Below are 22,813 nucleotides of genomic sequence, written 5' to 3' on the forward strand. Positions count from 1 at the left end.
GCTAACGGGTTATCATCTGGCCCGCGCCGGTTCAATCCGCGCCGCCAAAAGGGCACGATGAAATGCGCGGCCGTAATCCCCCACAAGCCGGGCCCGGTCGCTGCCGTTGATGACGGCACGCGCACCATCCCAATCCTCCCGCCTGCCCTCAAAGACATCGGAAAGCTTGCGGCCCGTGAAGCTGCCTGCCGCCATGCCGTGGATCAGGATCGCGGTTGCCACATCCGGCTCCATGGCCCGTTCGGGCCGAGCCAGCAGGTCCACGCCCGTTAGCGCCGACATAGCCTCGTAATTGCGGCGATGGGTCAGTTGCACGAAACCACGCCCCAGCCAGCTTTTATCCTCCGCATCCTGCCGCCAATAGGGCTTGCGCACCATGGGCAGCCTGCCCGCCACAAAAGCCCGGTCGAGCCGTGCTATCGCCTCCGCATCGCTTGCCGCCAATGTCTCGCGCACCGGCTGCATGGTCGCCGCCGTTTCGTGAAAGGCCGTGGCCAGCATATAGGCCAGCCAGCGCGGATCACCGCCCGGCAGTGCCTTGTCGAAACCCGCCAATATCGTCTTCGTCCCGGCAAGCTGTGCGGCGCGCAGGCGGCCACCGAAAATGGAAATTCGCACCGGCGCGAAGAATCGCGCCTCGTCATAGGCCATAGCCGGCTCCTGAAAATCGGGGGCGATATCACCCCCCAAGTTTTCCACATGACGGCCATCAGAACTAAATCGATTTGAAAAAAACCTAATCGATTTTAATCCAGAGGCCGGGGTTTTGAGGTAAAAAATTCCTTGAATTCCGCAACCTTGGAGCGCTAACTCCATTCACCGCGCAATATCGCAGCGTTGACCATTCAAGGAGGAATGCCACCATGACAGCGACAATCCCCCAGACCGTTTATGACCGTCTCGAAAACGAGTGGCGCCAGATGCGCGAAACCGGCTCTCAGCCGAAACCGGCGCAATCTCCGAAGAAATAAAGGCTGCTGGCGTTTATTGCTAAACGCTTCTGCGCACTCGACATTGTCCCCGGGCAGGTTCTGACCGAGGTTGTGTCATCGATTGTGGAGACCTGACGCAGCATTACAGGCGCAAAAACAAATGGCCCGGTAAGTTTGCCGGGCCATTTGTTTTTGACCGTGTGCAGGATGCCTCACACGTTCCGCGCGAATTCCCTATTCACGCCATGTCTCGTCGACGGTTCCTGCCGACCATCGCGACGATGATCTCGTAGAGTTCGGCCTGCGCCTGTTCCGCTGTGATCTCACCCGTCGCGGCGGCGTGGGACAAGGCGTCGGCGGCACCCAACATCGCCCAGAAGCCGGATTGCGCGATAGCCTTTGGCCCCGCGAATGGAGCAAGTATGCTTCGACATTTCCCGATGAAGACGAGTTGATAATCCCGCTTCACGCGCTCCAGTTCCGGGGAGCCGGCAAGCCCGGCCAGCACACCGGGAATCTCGCGGCCCTGGGCCAGCACGCACTCGACATAAGAGGAGGCAATGACCTTGGCCGTCTCCTCCAATGTCGACCCGCTCGCCTCCAGAGCGGCGTCGATCAACGCCGTCTGGCGTACGTCGAAATCCTGATAGAGCGCGGTCAGCAGGCCGTTGCGCGTGCCGAAATGATCGTAAATCACCGGTTTGGTGACACCGGCCTCTTCAGCCAGACGCGGCAATGTCAGCGCGTCGGTGCCTTCCACACGCGCCAGCCGCCACGCCACATCAAGGAGCTGGCGCAGCCGCTGCTCACGGCTGAGACGAACGCGTTTCGCAGCCGCCTGGCTGTCATCATGTGTGCTTGACATATCTATATACCAAAAGTAAGTTACGTTAAGTATATAGAAGAAACCTCCCAACCGCAACCACCCGCCGGCCCTCGCGTCGGCGGCCGGAACGGCACGCGTGTGCGCGCCGTTTGCCAAGGATTTTTGCCCCATGACTGACCCGGCGACTGACCCAATAACTGAAATGACACTTCCACACTCCGCGGATCGAAAGGCATGGCTTGGCCTGATGGCCGTGCTGCCGCTTGTCCTGCTTGTTGCCATGGACGGCTCCATTCTTTACCTCGCCATGCCGCATGTGACCTCCGCTCTCACGCCGACTGCCGACCAGGCGCTGTGGATCCTCGATATCTATGGTTTCGTGGTCGGATCGTTGCTGATCGCCTTCGGAAATATCGGCGACCGCTACGGGCGGCTCAGACTCATCATGGTCGGTGCCGTGATCTTCGGTGCGGGATCGCTCAGTGCGGCCTATTCGCAATCGCCCCTGATGCTGATCGCCGCGCGGGCGCTGATGGGGCTGGGTGGCGCGACATTGCTGCCGTCCGCGCTGGCAATCGTCAGCGCCCTGTTTCCCGATCCGCGTATGCGTGCGCAGGCCATCGGCATTTTCGCGGCGACATTCGCGGCCGGTTTCGCCATCGGCCCGCTTATCGGCGGCATGTTGCTGCGGCACTTCGCGTGGGGCGCCGTCTTCCTGATCAATGTTCCCATCGCGCTCGCCTTCCTGATCGTCGCGCCGGCCCTGCTGCGCGAAGTGCGCTCGACGGTTGAGAGCCGGATCGACATCCCGAGCCTCGTGCTGTCGTTTGCCGGCATCCTGCTGTTCACCTGGTCGCTCAAGACCGCCGCAGCCGAGGGCCTGACGGTGACGCAATCCACCGGCGGTATCGTCGGCATTGTCGCGCTGGCGCTGTTCCTCTATCGGCAGACCCGTATCGATTATCCGCTGCTCGACATCAGCCTGTTCCGCGATCGCATTTTTTCAATCGCGATCCTGACCGGGCTTCTGTCCCTGCTCGTATGGTCGGCCGCCGGCTTCCTCTCCGGCATCTATCTGCAATCGGTGCTCGGTTTTGATGTTTTCACCACGGCGCTTTTGACGCTGCCGGGAGCCATCGTGTTGACCGCAACATGTGTGGGAACTGCCCGCATCGTGGAGTGGATCGGCCGCAAGACCGCGCTTGTGGCGACGCACTTTTTGATTAGCGCGGGCGTTTTCATACTGCTGTTCACCGGCACCGACGCAGGTGCGCCCGCCTTCATCGCCTCGACGATCATTGCCGGTATCGGCTACGGACTGTCCTTCAGCCTCGTGGCCGAGGTCGCGGTGTCAGCCGTTCCCGCCGAGCGGGCCGGTGCTGCCGGCTCAATCGCCGAGACCAGCAACGAGCTGGGCAATGCGCTCGGCATCACCCTGCTTGGATCATTGGCCTCGCTCAGCTTCCGTCTGCTCGGCCCCGGTGTTGCCGGAACGCTCAACGAAACACTCGATCATGCGGGCATCACTCCCGAGGCCGTTATGCAGGCCAAGCAGGCCTTTCTGACCGGCCTGCACATCGCCATCGGGACGGGCGGCATGCTTACCCTCATTGTCGGCGTTATCGCGTGGCTCTGGTTGCCGAAAAAGCTACCGGAATAACGATACCTCGGCGTTTGGACTGGAGGGTGCGCTCACATCCCCCGCACCCTCGGCTCATTCACGACCATCGTCGTCAGCGCCGTTATCGCCCAGACCAGCGCATCCAGCCGGTCGGGCGAGCGTCCGGAGGACAACCCATCGGGTCCGAAATCCGCCATCTGGTCCGTGAGCTTCTCAAATCGCGCGGCGTGACGCACCCTGCCCTGTTCGTAAAGCGCGGCCACCGGCTCGGCGCGGGTGAATTTGCCCCGACTTGCCCGTACCAGCGTCAGCGGCAGGTTGGCATCGATGCTTTGCAACATCGCCCGCACCATCTCTCCGCCCTGATTGACCTCGGCCACCACCCGGTCGGCCTCATGGCGGCGAACGGCAGCGACCACGGCACGCGCCCAGCCGGCCGGCGTCTCGCTCTCCACCGAACAATCCGCAAGAACCACCAGTTTGCCTGATATGCCAAGCCCCGCTACGACGATGCCGCAGCAGGAATTTTCCCCCACACCCACGGGCGGGTCGACCGCCACCACGATCCGTGCCAGCGGCTCGTGGTCGGTTTCTACAATCGCTTCCAGATCGGCGCGTTTCCACAGTGCGCCTTCCCGCTCGTCGATCAGTTCGCCGCCGATTTCCTGACGCCCCAGCCGCGTGCCGCCGTAACGGTCATGCATGGCTTTCAGGAAACCCGGCGACAGGTTTTGCGCATTCATCGCCGTCGGCATACGCGCCACCCGGCTCGAAGGGTCGGCCAGGAGCGCCTTTAACAGCGGAATGGGCCGTGGCGTCGTTGTCACCAATTGCCGTGGGGCCTCGCCCAGACGCAGGCCGAATTGCAGCATGTCCCAGGTTTCCTGCGGATATTTCCATTTCCCCAGCTCATCGGCCCAGGCCATGTGGAATTGCGGGCCGCGCAGGCTTTCGGGGTCTTCGGACGAAAACACCTGCGCCATCGCCCCGTTCGGCCAGACGAGCCGCCGGCGCGTGACCTCGAAGGCAGGACGGCGTCGGCGGGCAATGCGGCATATGCCGGAAATGCCGTCGATCATCACCTCTCGGGCATCCCCCAGCGTTTCCGCCACCAGCGCGATGCGCAAATCCGAGTGTTTGCCGGCGGAAGCGATCCTGTGCACCCATTCCGCTCCAGCACGCGTCTTGCCTGAACCGCGCCCGCCGATCAGAAGCCATGTCCGCCAGTCGCCCTCAGGCGGCTGCTGTGGCAGGTTGCCAATGAAGCGCCAGTCGCGCAAAAGGGTAAAGACCTGCTCCTGTAGTCGGGGTTCTGGCGAAAGGCCCGTCATGCGCCAGACCCTGCCGGAATGTCCGGCGCAAGCGTGGTCGCTGCCTCCAGTCTTGCGCGGCATTTCTGCTCGGCCAGTTCGTCGATGCGTTTGAGGAAATACACCACAGCGGCCTCATAATCTTCGTTGTCGGTCTCGTCCTCCCCGGAAAGCGCGGCGCGCTCTTCCGCCAAAAGCCTTTGCAAGACATCGATCCGCTCCAGCGTGCGGACGACCACCGAAAGCTGATCTGTCGCGGCCTTCACATCGGCGCGCGCCTGTTTGCCCGAAGCATCTTCCGCCGTCGCCAATAATGCCGCCTCGCTTGCCTGCCGCAGGTTGCGATACATGTAAAACTGATCGCGCATCTCCACCGTCAGTTCGTTCAGCATCTGCCGCAGTTCGCCGTTACGCGCCGCATCTTCGGCGGCCAGCTTATCGGCTCGCGATTTTGTCTCGGGCGCGGTCTCCAGCCTTCCCTCACCGCCATAGGCGCACTCTTCCGGCCAGACGCCGTGGAGCGTCAGATCGCAATTACGGAAACTCGTCATGGGATCGACCTGCGAGAGAATAATATGAATACGCAAGAGCGCGCCGCTTGGGGGAATGCCACCCTCGGAACCGGTTCAGATTGCAGATAAAGTCTGAGCGCCCTCTATCGTCATGCGTCTTTCGGAGACGAACGAGGCGTGGGCATCATCCAATGCATGACGCCCCTCACCAAACACTCCGACGTCATCCTCGGGCCTGTCCCGAGGATCCACCGCTTGAGCAGCTATGGATCCTCGCCTCAAGGGCGAGGATGACGTCGAATATGGCGGGGGTTGTCATAAAATCGGACGACAGCTTATCGAACCGGCATTCGCCGTTCAGCCGCAAATCTCCGACTGTGACCTAAACCTATCAAACCACCGTCACGCTGTAAAGGATTATTTTCCTATCTTTGTGATTTTTATCCTGCGAACAGGGTTTGCACCCTCGCCCGCCGCATACTACACTCGCGTCAGGTGGCGGGCAAAAGGGGCAAGTCAAGTTGTTGAAACAATGGGTTGGGCGGTTGTTTGCGGGTCTTTCGGCAACCGGCATCGTCTTCGGCACTATTCTGTTCTGCGCTTCGCTCACACCGTCTCTTCTGCCGCGCACATGGCTGATGCAGGGTGTGCTGTGCGGATTTTCCTTTGCCATCGGTTATCTGATCGGCGTGGCGCTCACCGCCGTCTGGACCTATCTGGAACTGCCCCACCCCTCGCACCACAACCGGCGCAGCATCCGTTTTCTCATCGCACTTGCGAGTGCCATCACGGCAATCGCGTTTTTATGGCAGGCAAGAGACTGGCAGAATTCCATCCGTATCCTGATGGAACTCGATCCGCTGCCCAGTGCCCACCCCACCAAGACCGGCGGTGTTGCGGTGCTGGTCGCCGCCCTGCTCATCGGCGCGGGCCGTCTTTTCCAGCTCATCCGGCGGTTCTTTTCCGCGCGCAGCCGTCACTTCCTGCCGCGCCGGCTGGCCAATGTGCTTGGTATCGCTGCGGCAATCGTGCTGTCATGGATGCTGCTGAACGGCCTGATCTTCGATATCGGCCTGAAGTTTGCGGATTCCTCGCTGAAACAGGTGGATGCGCTGATCGAGCCGGATGTGCCGCGCCCTTCCGATCCGCTCAAGACCGGCAGCAGCGCCTCGCTGATGACATGGGAATCGCTTGGCCGCAGAGGCCGGGAATTCGTGGCCGGTGGGCCGGGTGGCCAAGAAATCTCCGCCTTCACCCATCGCGCCGCCAAGGAACCGCTCAGGGTCTATGCGGGGCTGAATTCCGCGTCGACACCCGAGCAAAGGGCAGCGCTTGCGCTGGAGGAGCTGAAGCGGGTCGGCGGTTTCGAGCGCAAGGTGCTGCTGGTCGTCATTCCCACCGGCACCGGCTGGATCGATCCCGAAGCGCTCGATACGGTCGAATATCTACATGACGGCAATGTCGCCAGCGTTGCCGTGCAATATTCCTATCTTTCAAGCTGGATCGCGCTTCTGACCGAACCGGATTATGGCGTGGAAACGGCGCGTGCGCTGTTTCAGGCCGTCTATGGCTACTGGACGACCCTGCCCAAGGAAACGCGGCCCAAACTCTATCTGCATGGCCTCAGCCTCGGTTCGCTCAATTCGCAGAAATCCTCCGATCTTTACGATGTACTGGCTGACCCCTTCCAGGGCGCACTGTGGAGCGGACCGCCCTTTTCCAGCCCCACATGGCGCATGGCGACCAACGGGCGGGTGCCGGGCACGCCGGAATGGCTGCCGCGTTTCCGCGATTCCTCCGTCATCCGCTTCGCCAACCAATATACCACCGCCCATATGCCTGATGCGGCGTGGGGACCGATGCGCATCGTTTATCTGCAATATGCCAGCGACCCGATCACCTTCTTCGAGCCCGCCTCGCTTTACCGGCGGCCGCAATGGATGGCGCATCACGGCCCAGACGTTTCCACATCCTTCCGCTGGTTCCCGGTGGTGACCCTGCTACAGCTCGGTCTCGATGTTGCCGCCGCCACCACGGCACCGATCGGTTACGGCCATGTCTATGCGCCGGAACATTATATCGATGCGTGGACAGAGGTGACCGATCCACAAGGCTGGACTACAGACGATATCCAGCGGCTGAAAATGCTCTTCAAGGCCCGCCGCGGCTCCACCGATCCGGCGTAAACGCAGCGGGCGTGTTGCCTTGAAGTGTCAGCCCTTCAGCGCATCCAGATGGTCGGCCACATAGGTCTCCAGCGAACGCGGCGCGTGGCCGGTCAAAGTCTCGACATCGCCGGTGACCGCCGACGTCCAACCCTCGCGCACGGGGTGGAAGATCGAGGCGAGGAAGGACGCGTAGTCCTTGGGAACGCCCGCACCGGTGAGGATGCCGATGAAGACCTCGTCCGAAACCGCGCTATAGCCGACCAGCTTGCCGATTGCCTGCGAGATGATCGCGGCCGCTTCACTGTAACCGATCGCCCTCGGGCCGGTCAGGTTGAACGCCTTGCCGTCGAAGGCATTGGAAGTCAGGGCGGCGGCGGCGCTGTCAGCGATATCGCGCACGTCGATGAAGCTCGATTTGCCCTCGCCCGCCGGAACGGCGATCTCGCCGTGTTCGATGCCAGCCTTCCAGTAGGTGTGGAAATTATCGGCAAACCAGTTGGGGCGCAAAATGACGTAAGGCACGCCGGAGGCGATGATCTTCAGCTCGATCTGGCGATAGGGAATGGAATCGTCGGCATCGACGCCGAAGACGCTGAGAAACACGATCTTCACCTTGCGACGAGCGGCTTCCTCGACCACCGGCGTCAGCGCGTCGATGGCATCCAGACGCCCGCCCGCCAGGATCAGAAACAGCCGGTCGGCACCGTCGAAGGCATCCGCGTAAGTCGAGGCATCGGTATAATCGAAGCGCACCCCTTCCGCGCCGTCCGCCGCCTTGCCGGTGCGCGAGGCCGCCTTCACGCTTTCGCCCTTGGCCAGAAGCGCCTTTACCAGCGGCGTGCCGATGGTGCCGGTGGAACCGATTACGAGTATCTTGCCAGTCATCTCAAATCTCCGTAGTATCTAATGGAAACCATGTTTCGGAAACACACATACTGCGTGCTGGAAATCATGAAAAGAGAGCACTTTTCGGTTATCTGGTATCCTTGTGGAAACCGGCACGGCCTTTGAAGAAGGGATGACATCGATGGAACGCGTCTATGACGTTTACGAGGACCGCTGCCCGACACGCATGGTTCTGGACAGGATCGCCGACAAATGGGCGCTGTTGATCCTTGACAAGCTGCGGCTGGACCCCGTGCGCTTCAACCTGCTGCGTCGTGAGATCAAGGGCATTTCGCAGAAGGTCCTGTCGCAGACGCTGAAGAAGCTCGAGCGTGACGGGCTGATTTCACGGCAGGTCTTTCCAACGGTTCCGGTCACGGTGGAATATTCTCTAACGCCGCTGGGGCGCACGCTCACCGAAACGGTTGCGGCACTTGCCCATTGGGCGGAGGGCAATATCGACGCGGTGCTGGCGGCACAGAAGGCTTATGATGAGAGGGTTGCGGCTTAGGGCAAGGCGGCCCCCCCACCTTCCTCATCCCTGTGCCTGTCACAGGAATCCAGCCGACGCGCGTCTGCGCGGCGGGAAGCGTCCTTTCAGCCCAAGGACTTGGGCTGAAAGGATCCCTGTGACAGGCACAGGGATGAGGGAGAAGAGAACATCGCGCGTACTCGCCCACCTTTCGCCTGCCGCACTTCCCCCAACGCCCTACCTCGAAATCCGCGTCGAAAGAATGATCGACGACAAGGTGCGCTCCACACCATCCAGCGCGCCGATCCGGTCGATCAGCCGGTCGAGGTCGAGGATTGATGGCGCTGCCAGAATGGCGATGAGATCAAACGTGCCGCTCACCGAATGCAGCGTCGTCACCTCCTTGATGGCGGCAAGTGCTGCCGTCACGCCGGGCAGCGCCTTTGGTGCGATGGTGATCAGCACATGGGCACGCACCAGCCCGGAAAGATAGCTTTCCGAAAGCCTCAAGCCATAACCGGCGATCACGCCGTCGGCCTCCAGCCGCTCGATGCGGGCCTGCACCGTGGTGCGCGAAAGGCCGAGTTTGCGCGCCAGTTCCGCCACCGGCATGCGGGCATTTTCGGAAAGCAGGGCAAGCAGCGCCCGGTCCTTTTCGGCAATCGTCATAGTGACCAATCCTGTCGTCTAATTGCTCAATATTAACCCGCTATCCGCACATAGTGAAGCTGCGAATCGTCAATAAAAGCTGGCATTCTGCCTTTGAAGCGCATTCGGTGCGCAGATACATGCGAATTTACTGCGGGGAACAAAATCATGAAAAACATTGTCGTCATCGGCGCGGGCAATATCGGTTCAGCCATCGCCTGGATGCTGGCCGTCACCGGCGATTATCGCATCACGGTTGCCGATCGCTCGGCCGACCAGTTGACGAACGTACCGGCGCATGAGCGCGTCGATACCGAAATCGTCGACATCGGTGACCGTCCGGCGCTGGAAGCGCTGTTGAAGGGCAAATTCGCCGTGCTTTCCGCCGCCCCCTTCCACCTGACGGCGGGCATTGCGGAAGCGGCGGTCGCCGTCGGCACGCATTATCTCGATCTCACCGAAGACGTCGAATCCACCCGCAAGGTCAAGGCCCTGGCGGAAACGGCTGAAACCGCTCTCATCCCGCAATGTGGCCTCGCCCCCGGTTTCATTTCCATCGTCGCCGCCGATCTTGCAGCCCGGTTCGACAAGCTGGACAGCGTGCGCATGCGCGTGGGAGCCCTGCCGCAATATCCGTCCAACGCGCTCAACTACAACCTCACCTGGAGCACGGACGGGCTGATCAACGAATATATCGAACCCTGCGAAGCAATCGTCGAAGGACGCCTCACCGCCGTTCCCGCCCTTGAGGAGCGCGAGGAATTCTCGCTCGATGGCGTCACCTACGAGGCCTTCAACACCTCGGGCGGCCTCGGCACGCTGTGCGCCACGCTGGAAGGCAAGGTGCGGACGATGAATTACCGCACCATCCGTTATCCCGGCCATGTGGCGATCATGAAGGCGCTCCTCAACGACCTCAACCTGCGCAACCGCCGCGATGTGCTGAAGGATCTGTTCGAAAACGCCCTGCCCGGCACCATGCAGGACGTGGTCATCGTCTTCGTCACCGTCTGCGGCACCCGCAATGGCCGTTTCCTGCAGGAAACCTATGCCAACAAAGTCTATGCGGGTCCGGTTTCCGGCCGGATGATGAGCGCCATCCAGATCACCACGGCTGCAGGCATCTGCACGGTTCTCGATCTGCTCGCGGAAGGCTCTTTGCCGCAGAAGGGGTTCGTCCGTCAGGAGGAAGTAGCCCTGCCGAAATTCCTCGAAAACCGGTTCGGCCGATATTACGGCACGCATGAGCCGCTGGCTCGGGTTGGGTAACTAAGGGCGTCTATGGGGCGCGACGTCGAGGCTTGTTTCTTCTCCCCGCCGGGGAGAAGATGGCCCGAAGGGTCAGATAAGGAGCAACGTCGCCCTAACTCACTACCCTTGCCCCCTCATCCCGCTGTCGCGACCTTCTCCCCGATGGGAAGAAGACGGCAAGGTGCCCCCGCTCGTTCCACAGACGCGGAATGCCTCACCAAATCACGTCCCGCAAAACGTCCGGAACACCCTCTCGTCGCTCATCGGCGGCTGCATGTAGACGAAGTTGTCCGGTCGTTCCTCGAAGGGTGTGGCAATCGCGGCCAGCATGGCATGGAAGGGTTCGAAATCACCGTCTTCCACCGCCGCTGCGATCAGTTCCTCGATGCGGTGGTTGCGCGGAATGATGGCCGGGTTGGTGGCAAGCATCGCCCGCGACCTCTCCGTGGCGGAGACGCTTTCCCGCCCGGCTCTCGCCCGCCAGCGCGCCAGCCATTCATCCGCCGCTGCGATATCGATGAACATGCCGCGAAACGGCTCGGCATCGCCGTCAGCCGCGTGGGAAAGACGCCGGAAGGTCAGCGTGTAGTCGGCCTCCGATGCCTGCATCAACGCCAGCAGCGCCTGCACCAGATCGATGTCGCCCTCTTCCTCCACTGTCAGGCCCAGTTTTTCACGCATACCGGCAAGCCAGCGTTTGGGGAAGGCGGCGGCGAAATCGGCGAGCACGGCATTGGCGAGTTCGGCGGCTTTCTCCACTTCCGGGTCGAGCAGCGGCAGAAGGCATTCCGCCAGCCTTGCGATGTTCCACTGGGCGATGCCCGGCTGGTTGTTGAAGGCGTAACGCCCCTGCGCGTCGATCGAGGAAAACACCTTGTTCGGGTGATATTCGTCGAGGAAAGCACATGGCCCGAAATCGATCGTCTCGCCGGAGACCGCCATATTGTCGGTGTTCATCACGCCATGGATAAAACCCACCATCATCCAGCGGGCAATGAGTTCGCACTGTCGCTGCGCGATCCCCTGCAAAAGGGCGAGGTAAGGATTGCCCGCATCTTTCGCTTCGGGATAGTGGCGGTCGATCACGTAGTCCGCGAGGTTTTTGATCGCCTCGTCATCCTCGCGCGCGGCAAAGAACTGGAAGGTGCCGACACGGATGTGGCTTGCCGCAACGCGGGTGAAAACGCCACCCGGCAGGCCGACCTCGCGCTGCACCCTTTCGCCGGAAAGAACGGCTGCCAGCGCCCTTGTCGCGGGAATACCGAGCGCGAACATTGCCTCGGAGGCGATATATTCGCGCAGCACCGGGCCAAGGGCAGCACGCCCGTCTCCCCGTCGTGAAAACGGCGTCGGGCCGGAGCCTTTCAGCTGGATATCGCGGCGTTTGCCGTTTCTGTCGATCACCTCACCGAGAAGAATGGCGCGGCCATCACCCAGCTGCGGCACGAAACCGCCGAACTGGTGGCCGGCATAGGCCATGGCCAGCGGCTCGGCCCCCTGCGGCACCACATTGCCGGAAAAGATCGCCGCCAGCCTCTCGTCGTCTAGGCCCGAAACATCAAGAAGAAGCTCGTCGGCCAGCGCGCGATTGAAAGCGATGAGGCGCGGCGCCTTCACTGGCGTCGGCAAAACGGCGGCGCTGAACCGCTCCGGCAGGCGGGCATAGGAATTGTCGAATTTCATCACGGTCGCACCCCATTATCGAGAGCATAGGCAGGAATTTAGAACATATGTAGGACGGGGCAAGACCGGATGGTAGGCAAAACCGGCGGATGCAGCCTTCGAACCGGTGTTTCAAGAAAATCCGGAGCGTCTATGGCACGTCGGCAACGACACCGTCCTTTTGAAGCGGCACTCAATCAAGGCAGAAACAGACTGGGTTTGATGCGGGATCGCATGGCGGCCCGCCCGCAAACCACTCTCGTCACCCGACATTGCCTCTCCGTAACTATACTGCGCACGGCCCCAATCATTTAATCAAAATAAATTTCATACCTACAGTTTACTATTAATAATCCGTCACAAAATTCGCCTATTTAACGGCCTGAAATAAGTACTATATTTGAAATTATCCTCATAAATCATCAACTAAACAAACAAACTAGAAAAATACTATGTTTGTTACTTTATATATTAGGATTTTTTAATCATGGGAAAATACTATTCAGTTTTGCTATCTTCGGTATTCCTGTTGGCATCCACGGCCGCCCATGCGCAGGAAGCGGGCTTTAACAGGATCGTGGAATTTCGTGATGCCTGGTACAAGGTTCTCTTTGAGAAGGTCATCCGGAAATTTCCGGAGCCAGGTTCATGGGCAGCCGAGGCCGACCGGTTGGGCGTCAACCAACTGAAGACGATAACCGGACCACGCCAGCAACTGGCCGGCACCGACTCTGAAGCCGACGAAATATTGGTTTATGGAAAGTTCGCGACGAACGCACTCGGGCAATATGCGGCCTCGAACGCTGTCTTTGACAATGCGGAATATAAAAAGCTGGTCAAATATGTTAACCACGCCGGCGCCGCTTTCGACCCGAAGAAGAATAGACTGCGTGCGGCGGATTTCATCCTGAAAGATTATTTTGATCGCGGGCGACCATGGGGCGCGCTTGACAGCGACGGAAATTATATACCGGGCCGCCACATTATTCGCGGGGATCAGGGCTATCCAAGCGGTCATACGTGGGAGGGATACCAGCAGGCGCAGACCTTAAGCCTGATATTTCCGGAGCGTGGGCAGGAGCTTTTTTCCCGCGCCATCCAGTATGGCGAAAGCCGTGTCATTCTAAAGGCTCATTTTCCGACAGATACAATTGCGGCACAGACCGCCGCCTACTTCACCCTGTCGAATGTGCTGAACGACGACGAGATCGTGGGTGACATTGCCGCCAGCAGTCGCGCCGTGCGGCAGAAAATCGGAAATCTTTGCGGAACCACCCTGCGCCAATGCCTGGAAACACAGGCGACACCGCTCTACGACGAACAGGCGAATGCGGGTTTTTCGATTGGCTACTACAATCAACGCAGGACGGACGGCGATGTGACGCTTGAGCCTAAACATTTTAATAAGCAATCCGGGCAATTGCTGCGCCTGCGCTTCCCCTATCTTTCCGTCGAGGACCGGCGCGACATCATCGCAGGCACGGCCTATCCGGCCAACTCCCTCGCCGGCTGGAACATAGATCTCAACGACGACCAGTCGACCTGGGGGCTTATCAACCTGCCCGCCGCCTATGACGGGCCCGCCAAACTCTACCGCGACATCACTGTGCAGCAAACCGCCGGCAAGTTCGACGACATCGCCGACTTCGGCACGTGGGATATCTGGAAGAACGATATTTCCGGCCCGGGACGTCTGACGAAAGCCGGTGACGGCACGCTCGTTCTTGCAGGCGATAACAGCTTCGGCGGTTTTACCCTCAATCAGGGCAAGCTCGTCCTTGACGGCAAAAACAAATTGTCCGGAAATTCCATTGTCGCAGGCGGCGATCTGGTGATCAATGGCGAATTGCTCTCCGATCTCGAGATAATGCGGGGCGGACAGATGTCCGGCAAGGGCAAGCTCAGCAAAATGATCGTCGGTAACGGCGGTGTCGTCGCGCCCGGCAACTCCATCGGCACGCTTTCCACGACTTCCATCGAATTCCGACCGGGGTCGACCTACAACGTCGAGGTCAATGCGCGGGGCCAACACGACGCCATCCTTGCATCGGGACAGGCGACCATCAGCGGCGGCACGGTGAATGTTATCGCTGAAAAAGGTGCTTATGCACCGAGCACAAACCATACGATACTGAAGGCCGATGGCGGGCTTGTCCGTGGCGGCGCGTCAAACGGCTTCGACGCGGTGATCGGGCAATATGCGTTCCTTACCCCCTCTTTGAGTTATGATCCGACAAGCGTCTACCTCCGGCTCGACGCCTCCATGTGCCGGCCGGGATCGACCGGAAGCCAGTGTAGCGTCGGCAGGGCCATAGAAACTCTCGGCTCGGGCAATACGCTTTACGACTCGATCCTTTGGACGGATGTCGCAAACGGTAACCGGATACTCGACAATCTTTCCGGCGGAATTTATGACGCCGCACAGACGGCGCTGATCATGAACAGCGTTCATCTTCGCGATGCGATCAACGACCGCATGTTACCTGGCGGCGACACATCGAACGACCAGGCCGGCTGGATGACCTCCTGGGGCCATGCCGGACGGCTTAACGGTGACAGCGGCACAAAAACGGTCAGTAACAGCGGCTGGGGTGTGCTGGCGGGTCTGGACGGCACTCTTGGCGATGACCTGACGGTCGGTTTCGTCACGGGTTACGAACAAAGCCGCGTAACGGACGACCAGAAGTCCCGCGTCGCGGTGGATGCTTACCATTTCGGCATGTACGCCGCTGCGGAATTTGATGCGATCAAGCTTCGTCTCGGCGGCACCTACTCCTATCTCGACAGCGAAGCACGGCGCGAATTGTGGATCCCCGGCCTTGCCGGCAAGATGCGCGGCGAGATGAATGGCTGGCAATACCAGATCTTCGGCGAGGCCAGCACCGATATCATCGCCGATGCCAAACAAACAATCTCGCCCTATGTATCGCTGGCACATGTAGGCGTCGATCTCGGTGGCCTGCGTGAAACCGGGGGCATCGGCGCGCTCGATGTCAGGGACAGCGTCGACAACGTGACCTTTGCAACGCTTGGCGTTCGTGGGAAGGTGAAATTGGAAACCGAGATGAACGCCTTTTTCACAGGCGGTTTCGGCTACACTCACGCTTTCGGGGAAACCGACGGCGCAAAGAAGAACGCCTTCGCCGGAACGGGCGCGAACTTCCAGTCCAGCGGCGCGAGTGTGGCAAAAAATGCCGCCATCCTCGATGCTGCTTTGAACCTCGAGGTAGCCGAACAGAACACCGTCTCCCTCGGTTATCGCGGGGAATTCGCAAAAGAAGGCACAAACAACGCCGTAAATCTGCGCTGGGACGTCAAGTTCTAGAACATTTCCAGTAAAACTGCGTAGCGGTTTTACATCAGGATAATGCGATAAAACAAAGAGATAAGGCACGTCCAACGGTTCCGTTAAGACCGGACGTGCTCTAGGGGTTTCCTAGGCCAACGCCGCTTCCGCACACCACACCTGTTCCCGGAAATTGCAGCGTTGGCTTTTAAGCACTATCGAGTCGAGACCGTCGCTGAAAAGTCGACGGTCTCGTGCTTGAAGGCCGCTCCCTCCGTTTGCTCATCAATCCACAAGTGAATTTTGAGACACCGCTTTCGTCGCTATTGTCTTGTATGTTGGCAATAACGCGGGATGGAGATGTGTACGAGCAACGAAAACTTGCCAAAATCCGTTTGAACTGTGGGTCTATTTGAACATACAAACATCCAATAGATGAGCCGCAGTGCAAGCAGGATATATTCGTGCCAGATTTCCCCTATGACGATAGTGAAATGGGCAAGGCCATCCGCCGCTTCGACTGGGCGTCGACAAGCACGGGGCCAATAGAAACATGGCCGGTATCGCTCAAAACCACCGTGCAGATGATCCTCAAGCAAGGCCATGCCATCTGCCTGTTCTGGGGCCCTGACCTCAACATCATCTATAACGATGCCTACCGGCCGCTTCTGGGGCTGAAGGAACAGGATGCGCTCGGCAAGCCGTTTCACATTCTCTGGTCCGATGTCTGGGACGACGTGAAACCCTTCGTGGACGAAGCGCTGTCCGGCAGGGGCACCTTTGCCGAGGACCTGCACCTCGTCATGGATCGAAACGCCTATCCGGAAGACACCTATTGGACCTTTTCCTACAGCCCGCTTTATGACGATCACGGCAAAGTAGCCGGCCTGATCAACATCACGGTCGAGACCACTCCGACGGTCGAAAGCCGCAAACGGGAAGAGGTTCTGCGGCGCGAACTCGTCCACCGGGTCAAGAACACGATGGCGATCACCACCGCGGTCGTCAGCGCCACCCTGCGCCATTCGCCGACGCTGGAGGAGGCACGCGACACCATCAAGAGGCGCATCGCAGCGCTCGGCAACGCCCAGAACCTCATGCACGCTTCGGGAAAGGGCGCCAGCATCTCCGCGCTTGTCCGCGATTCGGTTTATCCGCATCTCGACGACAAGGCGCGCGTGATTATTTCCGGCCCGGACATGGAAATCGCGCCGCAACAGGCACTCGGCCTGTCGCTCGCCGTCTACGAACTGGCCACCAATGCGCTGAAATACGGCGCGCTTTCCAATGAGAGCGGCAGGGTCGAAATCGTCTGGACGCTGGATGACAGCGACCGCTTCGAACTGCGCTGGCGCGAGACTGGTGGACCAACGGTCAGGCCGCCGACGCGCAAGGGTTTCGGCTCGCGGCTTACCAACCAGATTGTTGCGGCCTATTTCTCCGGCGAAGGCCGCACCTTCTACCATCCGGACGGGCTGGTGTTCGAACTGGATGGCAAATACGAGGCTGAGGACGGCGAAACGTCAGGCAGTTGAACTTTCTTTCGTCCCATTCGTTGCGTTTCCTGAACCAGAGTAGCCGCAACGAAAGGAACGGGAATGACCGTCGTTGACGCCGTAACCGCCGAGCCGGAAAGCGCAATCCGCACCCTTCACACCGATCTGCCGGTTAATGCCACCTTCCATGTCTGGCTGAAGGCGAAAAAGCCTGCCGAACCCGGCGCCGTCTCTTTTTCCAATGCGAATGGAAAATTCGCTGAAGTTTCAAGCGTCAACACCGAAGAGTTCGGATTTAGAATCTATCAGGTCTTCGGCGGCGGCCATGTCGAGCTGAGTTACGACACGGTCACCACAGCAGTTTCCGTCATCTACTGGTTCACCGCTTCGGACGTGCTCGAAACCGGCATTACCGTCGTTCATACCAAGCCTGATAATGCCGCACCCGAATTGCCTGATAGCTACCACTTCCGTCCGCCCTTCGGCTGGATGAACGACCCGAACGGCTTTGGCCGTTTCGAAGGCCGGCCGCATCTGTTCTACCAGCATTATTCGCATGGGCTGCGCTGGAACACCATGCATTGGGGCCACGCGGTATCCTCGGACTACCTGCGCTGGCGACACCTGCCGATCTTCCTCTTCCCGTCAGAGGATCTGACGACCCGGCCCGACAAACGCGGCGGCGCATATTCCGGCTCGACCATTCCGCTGGTGGAAGGCTCAGGCATCCGCGTATTCTTCACCGAGCAGGTGCAGGACCGCATTCCCGAACAGCAGATACAGCTTACCGCCACCTCTTCCGATCTCATCATGGCCGGGCAGGCCGAGGTCATTCTGGGTCACCGCCCGGGCGGACAGGGGCTGACACCGGATTTCCGCGACCCTTATGTCTTTCGCGGCCCCGATGGCCTGTGGAAAATGGTGCTGGGCAGCCAGAGCGACGGTGGCGGCGTCATCCTGCTTTACGAGACGCTCGACCCCACCGCCGCATCTGGCTGGACCTATGTCGGCAAGCTTTGGGTGGAAACGCGCTACAAAACCACGGCCATCGAATGCCCCTGCCTTCTGCCGCTTGACGGCCCGGCCAATGCCCGCTCCACCCGCTGGGTGCTGGTCTACGGGCTGATGCATTCGGAAGACCCGGAGACCGGCCGCAAGAACCTGACCATGGCCGATGTCGGCTGGTTCGATGGCAAGCTCTTCACCAGGGAATTCGGCCAGGAACTGGATTTCGGCACCGACAATTACGCCTTTCAGGCGTTTCTTGACGGGGACAGCATCATCGGCATCGGCTGGCTCGCCAATTGGGCGGATGCCAATCCGGAGATCGATTTCCCCACCTCGATGACGCTGCCGCGCCGCATACACTATTCGCACGGCGAGCTTCTGACCCCGCCGATCGGTGCTGCGGAAAGCCTGCGCAGCCATATTCTCGATCGCACACGTCTGGCGGCCGGCGAACGTGTCACCTTCATCAACGGGGCGGTGGAGATACTGATCGAGCTTGCCTCGCCCGGCGCGCCTTTCGAGCTTGTGCTCGATCATCCGGCGGTCGAGCTTGGTCTTGTCTCCGATGAAACCGGCCTGTGGATTCGCCACGAGGACGGGCGTGACGGCCCCTCGCCGCATTATATCGCCAAGGGTGCGAGGGTCTCACGCATCCGCATCTTTCTGGATTACGGCTCCATCGAAGTCTTTGCCAACCGGGGCCGGTATGTCGGCACAAAACGCATCGAGGGTTTCGAGCCCGTGCGCTCGGCACTCCTCAGGGCAGCACCGGGCGCTGTGGTCCATGCAACCACCTGGGCGCTGCGTCCGTGAGGAACCTTTTGGCGGAGCTGGCTGTTGATGATCCAGCAACCGCCGAAAGGAGAAACGGCATGACAAAAATCAGCGATTCCCGCGATCCCATCCTGTTTCCAACCGAAGCCAACGAGAACAAGGCCGAGAAAAAACGCGCCGGCAAGGGTGTCATCATCATTATCGGCGCGATCGCGATCATGGCTTTCGTGGTTTATCTGGCGGCGATCACCATCGCCACCACCCAGTCGTAACCGCGTGAACGCCGCAGAGGCGTTAGCGCTGTCCGCTCCGCAAGCCGCGGGTGGTCAGGATCGCAAGCAGCGAAACAATGACACCCAGCCCGTAAAGATAGACCATCGGCATCGTCACATCCGCAAGATCGATCTGCGTGACAAGATCGCTCGCCGCAGCGACGGTGCCGCTTGCGCCCGCACCGGCTGCTGCTCCAAGCGTCGCGACCGTGGGAAGCAGCGCGCCGGTCATCTTGCGCTCCTCTTCCGGCGCGGCCTCCATGGCGGCCTGGCTGATGCCGGCCCAGGACATGCCGAACGCCGAACCGATCAATATCTGCCCAAGCAACATTTCCGGCCAGTTGCCCGTCGCCAGCCCAAGTCCGAGCAGGGCGCAGCCCGGCACCATCTGGTAAGGGCCGTAATGCAGGCACAGTTCCCGCAAGCGATTGGAACGCAGGCTGCCGATGAGCATCGCGACAAGGCTCCACGCAAGCGGCATCGTCACGACGATGAAACCGGCAAAGGTCGGTTCATGGTGCCAGAGATTGATGGCGACATAAGCGAGATAGACGCTGCCCAGCGCATGGGCATAGGACATCAGGAACAGCACCCAGAAGCCGCTTCCGAGCACCGTTTTCAGCCGGAACGAATCCTTCGGGAAAAGCCCCATGGAAGGACGGATGCCCACCTTCAGCGAGGCCCATAACAGCGCTGCCCCGGCAAGCAGGGAGACGATGCGCAGACCGGCATCCTCAAAGGCGGAGGGCGCGGAAAAGGCCAAAGCACCGACAAGGCAAAGAAGCAGCGGAACCAGTGGCTTGCGTGACGCCGCGACCGGCCGTTCGGCTGAGACGGCAATGGCCGTATAGGCCAGCAGCAGCACGATCAGTGGTGCCGACAGCAGGAATGTGGCGCGCCAGGAGATGTGTTCGGTGGCAAAACCGCCGGTCAGCGGCCCGACGAAAGACGCGACCGCCCAGATGGCCGCCTCGATGGCAAAGACCTTCGGCAGCAGCGCCGAACGAAAACCGGCGGGTATGAGGCTGTAACACACCGCCACGATCAGGCCGTCCGCAAGCCCCTGCAACGTCCGGCCGATGACGACCCATAAAAAGCTGTCGGCGAGCGCCGACATGACGGAGCCGAAGGAAAAGATCAGGCAGCACAGGAGTAGAACGCTGCGTGCACCAAAACGCTCGCGAAACAGAACGGCGGTAACACCGCCCGCCACGGAACCGACGAAATAGAGGCTGTAGGCCCAGCTATAGAAGGCCGCGCCACCGATTTCGCGCACGGCAACCGGCAGGGCCGTCACCACCGCGAACTGGTTGAAGGCATGCAGGCCTATTCCGGAGGAAATAACGGTCAGAAGCGAGAGGTTCGCCCCGCTCAGCAATTCCGACCAGCTATTTTTCTCCGTCATTTCCACACTCGTCAAAGCCGTATCCTTTCCATTTTGTCGATACGGCGGGCAAACTAGAACCTCAAGCGCCATTGAGGTCAAGGCGGCTTTTCAGCTTTTTCCGTTTGGGTGAACTCGGCGGCGTCAGGAACCCTCTGCGGGGTAGGATGCAAGGCGCTTCAGCATATGGCGCAGATGGTCCTGCCCGCTGAAAAACACCGCGAGAATACGAACGGTCTTTTCGCTCTCATTGACATCGAAATAAAAGACGGTCTGATTTTTCGTTACCCGGCGAAGGCCTGGCAATATTTCGGGTGACAATGTCCCCTGAAAAGGCGCTTTGTGAAGGGCTTCCACATCCGTTTCAATCGACCCCACACGCCGTGCAGCCCGTGTGAAAGCAGCCGGCAAGGCATCGCCAAGGTCGAGATAGGATTGGACGAGATGGTCCAGAATGAGGCCGAGGTCCTGATCCGTTTCCGTCGAACGCAGGACCTTAAAGGCCATAGCTGGCCTTTTTGGCCGCGATCATCGCCGCGGTTCTGTCCTTGCCGTCTTCGACGGAGATAAATTTTCCCTGCCCGCGCTCAGTCAGCAAATCGCGAAGGGCGGCAAGCTCGGCGTCCTTCAATTCGGTTTCCTGCCGGAGCAGTTCCAGTCCGCGCTGGACCACGGCGCTGAGGCTGGCGTAACGCCCCTCCTCCACCAGCCTGCGCGCGAAAATATCCTGCTGATCGGAAATGGATACAGATGCCTTTACGGACATGGCGGCGATCCCGTTTCAAGAAAATGATGCTACTCAGTAGCATATTTTCCATCTTCATTCCAGCGGCATGGCGGCAGCTCGTGTCCGTAACGGGGAAGATCATAACGATGTTGCCGTGCCCGGCTATTGCAAGGTCAATGCGCTTTCGCCGGCTTGTGGGCGGGCTTTTCGACGCCTGCCGCTAGATCATCAAGGATGGGGCAATCGGGCCGGTGGTCACCGCCGCAGCAATGGGCAAGGTGCGACAGCGTCTTCACCATGCCCTTCATCTCGGCGATCTTCTGCTCGAGATCGGCGATATGCCCGAGCGCGATGTCCTTCACCGCCGAACTCTCGCGGCTCTTGTCCTGCCAGAGTTTCAGCAGCGTTTCGGTCTCTTCCAGTGAAAAACCGAGCGTGCGCGCCCGCTTGATGAAGCGCAGATTATGCACGTCCTGCTCGCCATAGACCCGGTAATTGTTGCCGGTGCGGGCGGCGGGCGTGATGAGGCCGATCTGCTCGTAATAACGGATCATCTTGGCGGAAACGCCGGATGCATCCGATGCCTGTCCGATATTCATGTCATCACTTCCCTATGGGCGTCCTTCGCCCGTCTTGAGACCTTATGTAGGGATTCCCATCATGGGAAGGTCAAGGGAAGACGACGTTTTTTGTTGCACACGGAATCGTGAGTGCAGCTTGACAAACGCTTAACTACCGATGCACCGCCAGCCGCGGGATATCGCGCAGGAAGGCGTCGCGTACCAGCGGGCCGAGCGCTTCGTTTGATGGCTTGTCGGAAACACGAAGCCTTGCGAAGACGATGTGCTGGCCTTCGCGCTCCGCCCAGCCGACGAACCAGCCGAAGGGGCGGTTGCGGTCGGGGTTGCCCTTTTCGTCACGCATGTAGCCCGTGCCGGTCTTGCCGTGCACGCTCCAGCTTTCCGGCGCATCGAATACCGGTACGATCGCCCTTGTCTTTGCCTGCGCGTCGCGCGAGAGCGGCAGATTTCCGGCAAGCAGGCGGCGGATGAAGCCCACCTGTTCAACCGGCGAAATGGTCAGCGAAGCGCCGAGCCAGGAATGAGTGAGGCCGTTATTCTTGCCCGGCTCGCCGGACACATCGGCATTGCCGTAACCCAGGCGCTTCACATAGGCGGCGAATTTTTCCGGGCCGAGGCGGCGGGTGAGTTCCCGCGAGTACCACAGCACGGAATCCTGTTCCCATGAGGTTGGATCGACCGTCTTGCGGTCCTGTGCGCGGGCCTCCGTGCCGGGTTTCCAGTCCCATGCGGGCGTCTTGTCGTCCAGCAGGATACCGGCATCATAACCGATCAGCGCCAAGGGCACCTTGAAGGTGGAGGCCGGCGCCACGCGCTGGTCGCAGGCGCCCTGCTGGTTGATGACCGCGCCGGTTTCGATGGAGGTGACCAGCGTGCATTCGAAAGCCGGCGGTTGCTGGGCCGAAGCGGGAAGCGACAGGATGCCCTGGAGGGCAATGCACGAAAGAACGATGGCGGACAGCCGATAGCGCATGCGTTTTGATGTCCCTCGTCCGCTT

Annotated in this window: 20 protein-coding genes; 8 read left to right on the forward strand and 12 right to left on the reverse strand. The window is 60.2% G+C overall.

What is annotated here, in order from left to right; all coding sequences use genetic code 11:
- Window positions 1-12 precede the first annotated feature (12 nt).
- Complete coding sequence (locus tag RBH10_RS18115) at window positions 13-651, reverse strand: hypothetical protein (RefSeq protein WP_281036259.1); 639 nt, start codon at window positions 649-651, stop codon at window positions 13-15.
- A gap of 519 nt (window positions 652-1,170) precedes the next feature.
- Window positions 1,171-1,797, reverse strand: coding sequence for a TetR/AcrR family transcriptional regulator (locus RBH10_RS18120; protein ID WP_281036258.1), 627 nt, complete (start codon window positions 1,795-1,797; stop codon window positions 1,171-1,173).
- A 154-nt stretch (window positions 1,798-1,951) separates the two neighbouring features.
- On the opposite strand from RBH10_RS18120, the gene RBH10_RS18125 reads away from it, so the two are divergent.
- Entirely contained in the window at window positions 1,952-3,418 is a 1,467-nt protein-coding gene (locus RBH10_RS18125) for an MFS transporter (RefSeq protein ID WP_281037357.1), read from the forward strand.
- A gap of 32 nt (window positions 3,419-3,450) precedes the next feature.
- Here the strand turns inward: RBH10_RS18125 and RBH10_RS18130 are convergent, their stop codons facing one another.
- Window positions 3,451-4,710: a DNA-packaging protein gene (locus tag RBH10_RS18130; RefSeq protein ID WP_281036257.1), complete on the reverse strand. Its 1,260-nt coding sequence runs from the start codon at window positions 4,708-4,710 to the stop codon at window positions 3,451-3,453.
- Complete coding sequence (locus RBH10_RS18135) at window positions 4,707-5,240, reverse strand: hypothetical protein (RefSeq protein WP_281037356.1); 534 nt, start codon at window positions 5,238-5,240, stop codon at window positions 4,707-4,709. Before RBH10_RS18135 ends, RBH10_RS18130 begins: the two co-directional genes overlap by 4 nt.
- Before the next feature lie 506 nt (window positions 5,241-5,746).
- Here RBH10_RS18135 and RBH10_RS18140 point away from each other — a divergent pair.
- Window positions 5,747-7,387 (forward strand): alpha/beta-hydrolase family protein, encoded by a 1,641-nt coding sequence (locus tag RBH10_RS18140; RefSeq protein ID WP_281037355.1) that lies wholly within the window; start codon window positions 5,747-5,749, stop codon window positions 7,385-7,387.
- Between the two features lie 27 nt (window positions 7,388-7,414).
- Here RBH10_RS18140 and RBH10_RS18145 read toward each other — a convergent pair whose 3' ends face one another.
- The gene (locus tag RBH10_RS18145) at window positions 7,415-8,254 is read right to left on the reverse strand and encodes an SDR family oxidoreductase (protein WP_281036256.1); all 840 of its coding nucleotides are present in this window, start codon (window positions 8,252-8,254) and stop codon (window positions 7,415-7,417) included.
- A 142-nt stretch (window positions 8,255-8,396) separates the two neighbouring features.
- On the opposite strand from RBH10_RS18145, the gene RBH10_RS18150 reads away from it, so the two are divergent.
- Entirely contained in the window at window positions 8,397-8,765 is a 369-nt protein-coding gene (locus tag RBH10_RS18150; RefSeq protein WP_281036255.1) for a helix-turn-helix domain-containing protein, read from the forward strand.
- Window positions 8,766-8,963: 198 nt separating this feature from the next.
- Here RBH10_RS18150 and RBH10_RS18155 read toward each other — a convergent pair whose 3' ends face one another.
- Window positions 8,964-9,395, reverse strand: coding sequence for an Lrp/AsnC family transcriptional regulator (locus tag RBH10_RS18155; protein ID WP_045022810.1), 432 nt, complete (start codon window positions 9,393-9,395; stop codon window positions 8,964-8,966).
- Between the two features lie 147 nt (window positions 9,396-9,542).
- Here RBH10_RS18155 and RBH10_RS18160 point away from each other — a divergent pair, with 147 nt between their 5' ends.
- On the forward strand, window positions 9,543-10,643 hold the full coding sequence (locus RBH10_RS18160; protein ID WP_281036254.1) for a saccharopine dehydrogenase family protein: 1,101 nt from the start codon (window positions 9,543-9,545) through the stop codon (window positions 10,641-10,643).
- A 204-nt stretch (window positions 10,644-10,847) separates the two neighbouring features.
- On the opposite strand, the gene RBH10_RS18165 is transcribed toward RBH10_RS18160, so the two are convergent.
- Entirely contained in the window at window positions 10,848-12,308 is a 1,461-nt protein-coding gene (locus RBH10_RS18165) for a YdiU family protein (RefSeq protein ID WP_281037354.1), read from the reverse strand.
- Window positions 12,309-12,816: 508 nt separating this feature from the next.
- On the opposite strand from RBH10_RS18165, the gene RBH10_RS18170 reads away from it, so the two are divergent.
- The 4 genes from RBH10_RS18170 (at window position 12,817) to RBH10_RS18185 (ending at window position 19,123) form a co-directional block, all read left to right on the forward strand.
- The gene (locus tag RBH10_RS18170; RefSeq protein ID WP_281036253.1) at window positions 12,817-15,612 is read left to right on the forward strand and encodes an autotransporter domain-containing protein; all 2,796 of its coding nucleotides are present in this window, start codon (window positions 12,817-12,819) and stop codon (window positions 15,610-15,612) included.
- Window positions 15,613-16,037: 425 nt separating this feature from the next.
- Window positions 16,038-17,108, forward strand: coding sequence for a sensor histidine kinase (locus RBH10_RS18175; protein ID WP_281036252.1), 1,071 nt, complete (start codon window positions 16,038-16,040; stop codon window positions 17,106-17,108).
- A gap of 63 nt (window positions 17,109-17,171) precedes the next feature.
- On the forward strand, window positions 17,172-18,890 hold the full coding sequence (locus RBH10_RS18180; RefSeq protein WP_281036251.1) for a glycoside hydrolase family 32 protein: 1,719 nt from the start codon (window positions 17,172-17,174) through the stop codon (window positions 18,888-18,890).
- A gap of 59 nt (window positions 18,891-18,949) precedes the next feature.
- Window positions 18,950-19,123, forward strand: coding sequence for a hypothetical protein (locus tag RBH10_RS18185; protein WP_281036250.1), 174 nt, complete (start codon window positions 18,950-18,952; stop codon window positions 19,121-19,123).
- 22 nt (window positions 19,124-19,145) lie between these two features.
- Here the strand turns inward: RBH10_RS18185 and RBH10_RS18190 are convergent, their stop codons facing one another.
- From RBH10_RS18190 to blaOXA, 5 genes are all read right to left on the reverse strand, one after another.
- Window positions 19,146-20,528, reverse strand: coding sequence for an MFS transporter (locus tag RBH10_RS18190; protein ID WP_281036249.1), 1,383 nt, complete (start codon window positions 20,526-20,528; stop codon window positions 19,146-19,148).
- A 123-nt stretch (window positions 20,529-20,651) separates the two neighbouring features.
- Window positions 20,652-21,014, reverse strand: a complete 363-nt coding sequence (locus tag RBH10_RS18195) for a type II toxin-antitoxin system RelE/ParE family toxin (RefSeq protein WP_281036248.1) — start codon at window positions 21,012-21,014, stop codon at window positions 20,652-20,654.
- Window positions 21,004-21,273, reverse strand: coding sequence for a type II toxin-antitoxin system ParD family antitoxin (locus RBH10_RS18200; RefSeq protein ID WP_045022803.1), 270 nt, complete (start codon window positions 21,271-21,273; stop codon window positions 21,004-21,006). Before RBH10_RS18200 ends, RBH10_RS18195 begins: the two co-directional genes overlap by 11 nt.
- Before the next feature lie 134 nt (window positions 21,274-21,407).
- On the reverse strand, window positions 21,408-21,833 hold the full coding sequence (gene cueR / locus RBH10_RS18205; protein WP_045022802.1) for a Cu(I)-responsive transcriptional regulator: 426 nt from the start codon (window positions 21,831-21,833) through the stop codon (window positions 21,408-21,410).
- Between the two features lie 133 nt (window positions 21,834-21,966).
- Complete coding sequence (blaOXA, locus tag RBH10_RS18210) at window positions 21,967-22,788, reverse strand: class D beta-lactamase (protein WP_045022801.1); 822 nt, start codon at window positions 22,786-22,788, stop codon at window positions 21,967-21,969.
- Window positions 22,789-22,813 lie beyond the last annotated feature (25 nt).

This window comes from Rhizobium sp. AN73, assembly GCF_030757975.1.
In the GTDB taxonomy this organism is placed as follows: domain Bacteria; phylum Pseudomonadota; class Alphaproteobacteria; order Rhizobiales; family Rhizobiaceae; genus Agrobacterium; species Agrobacterium arsenijevicii.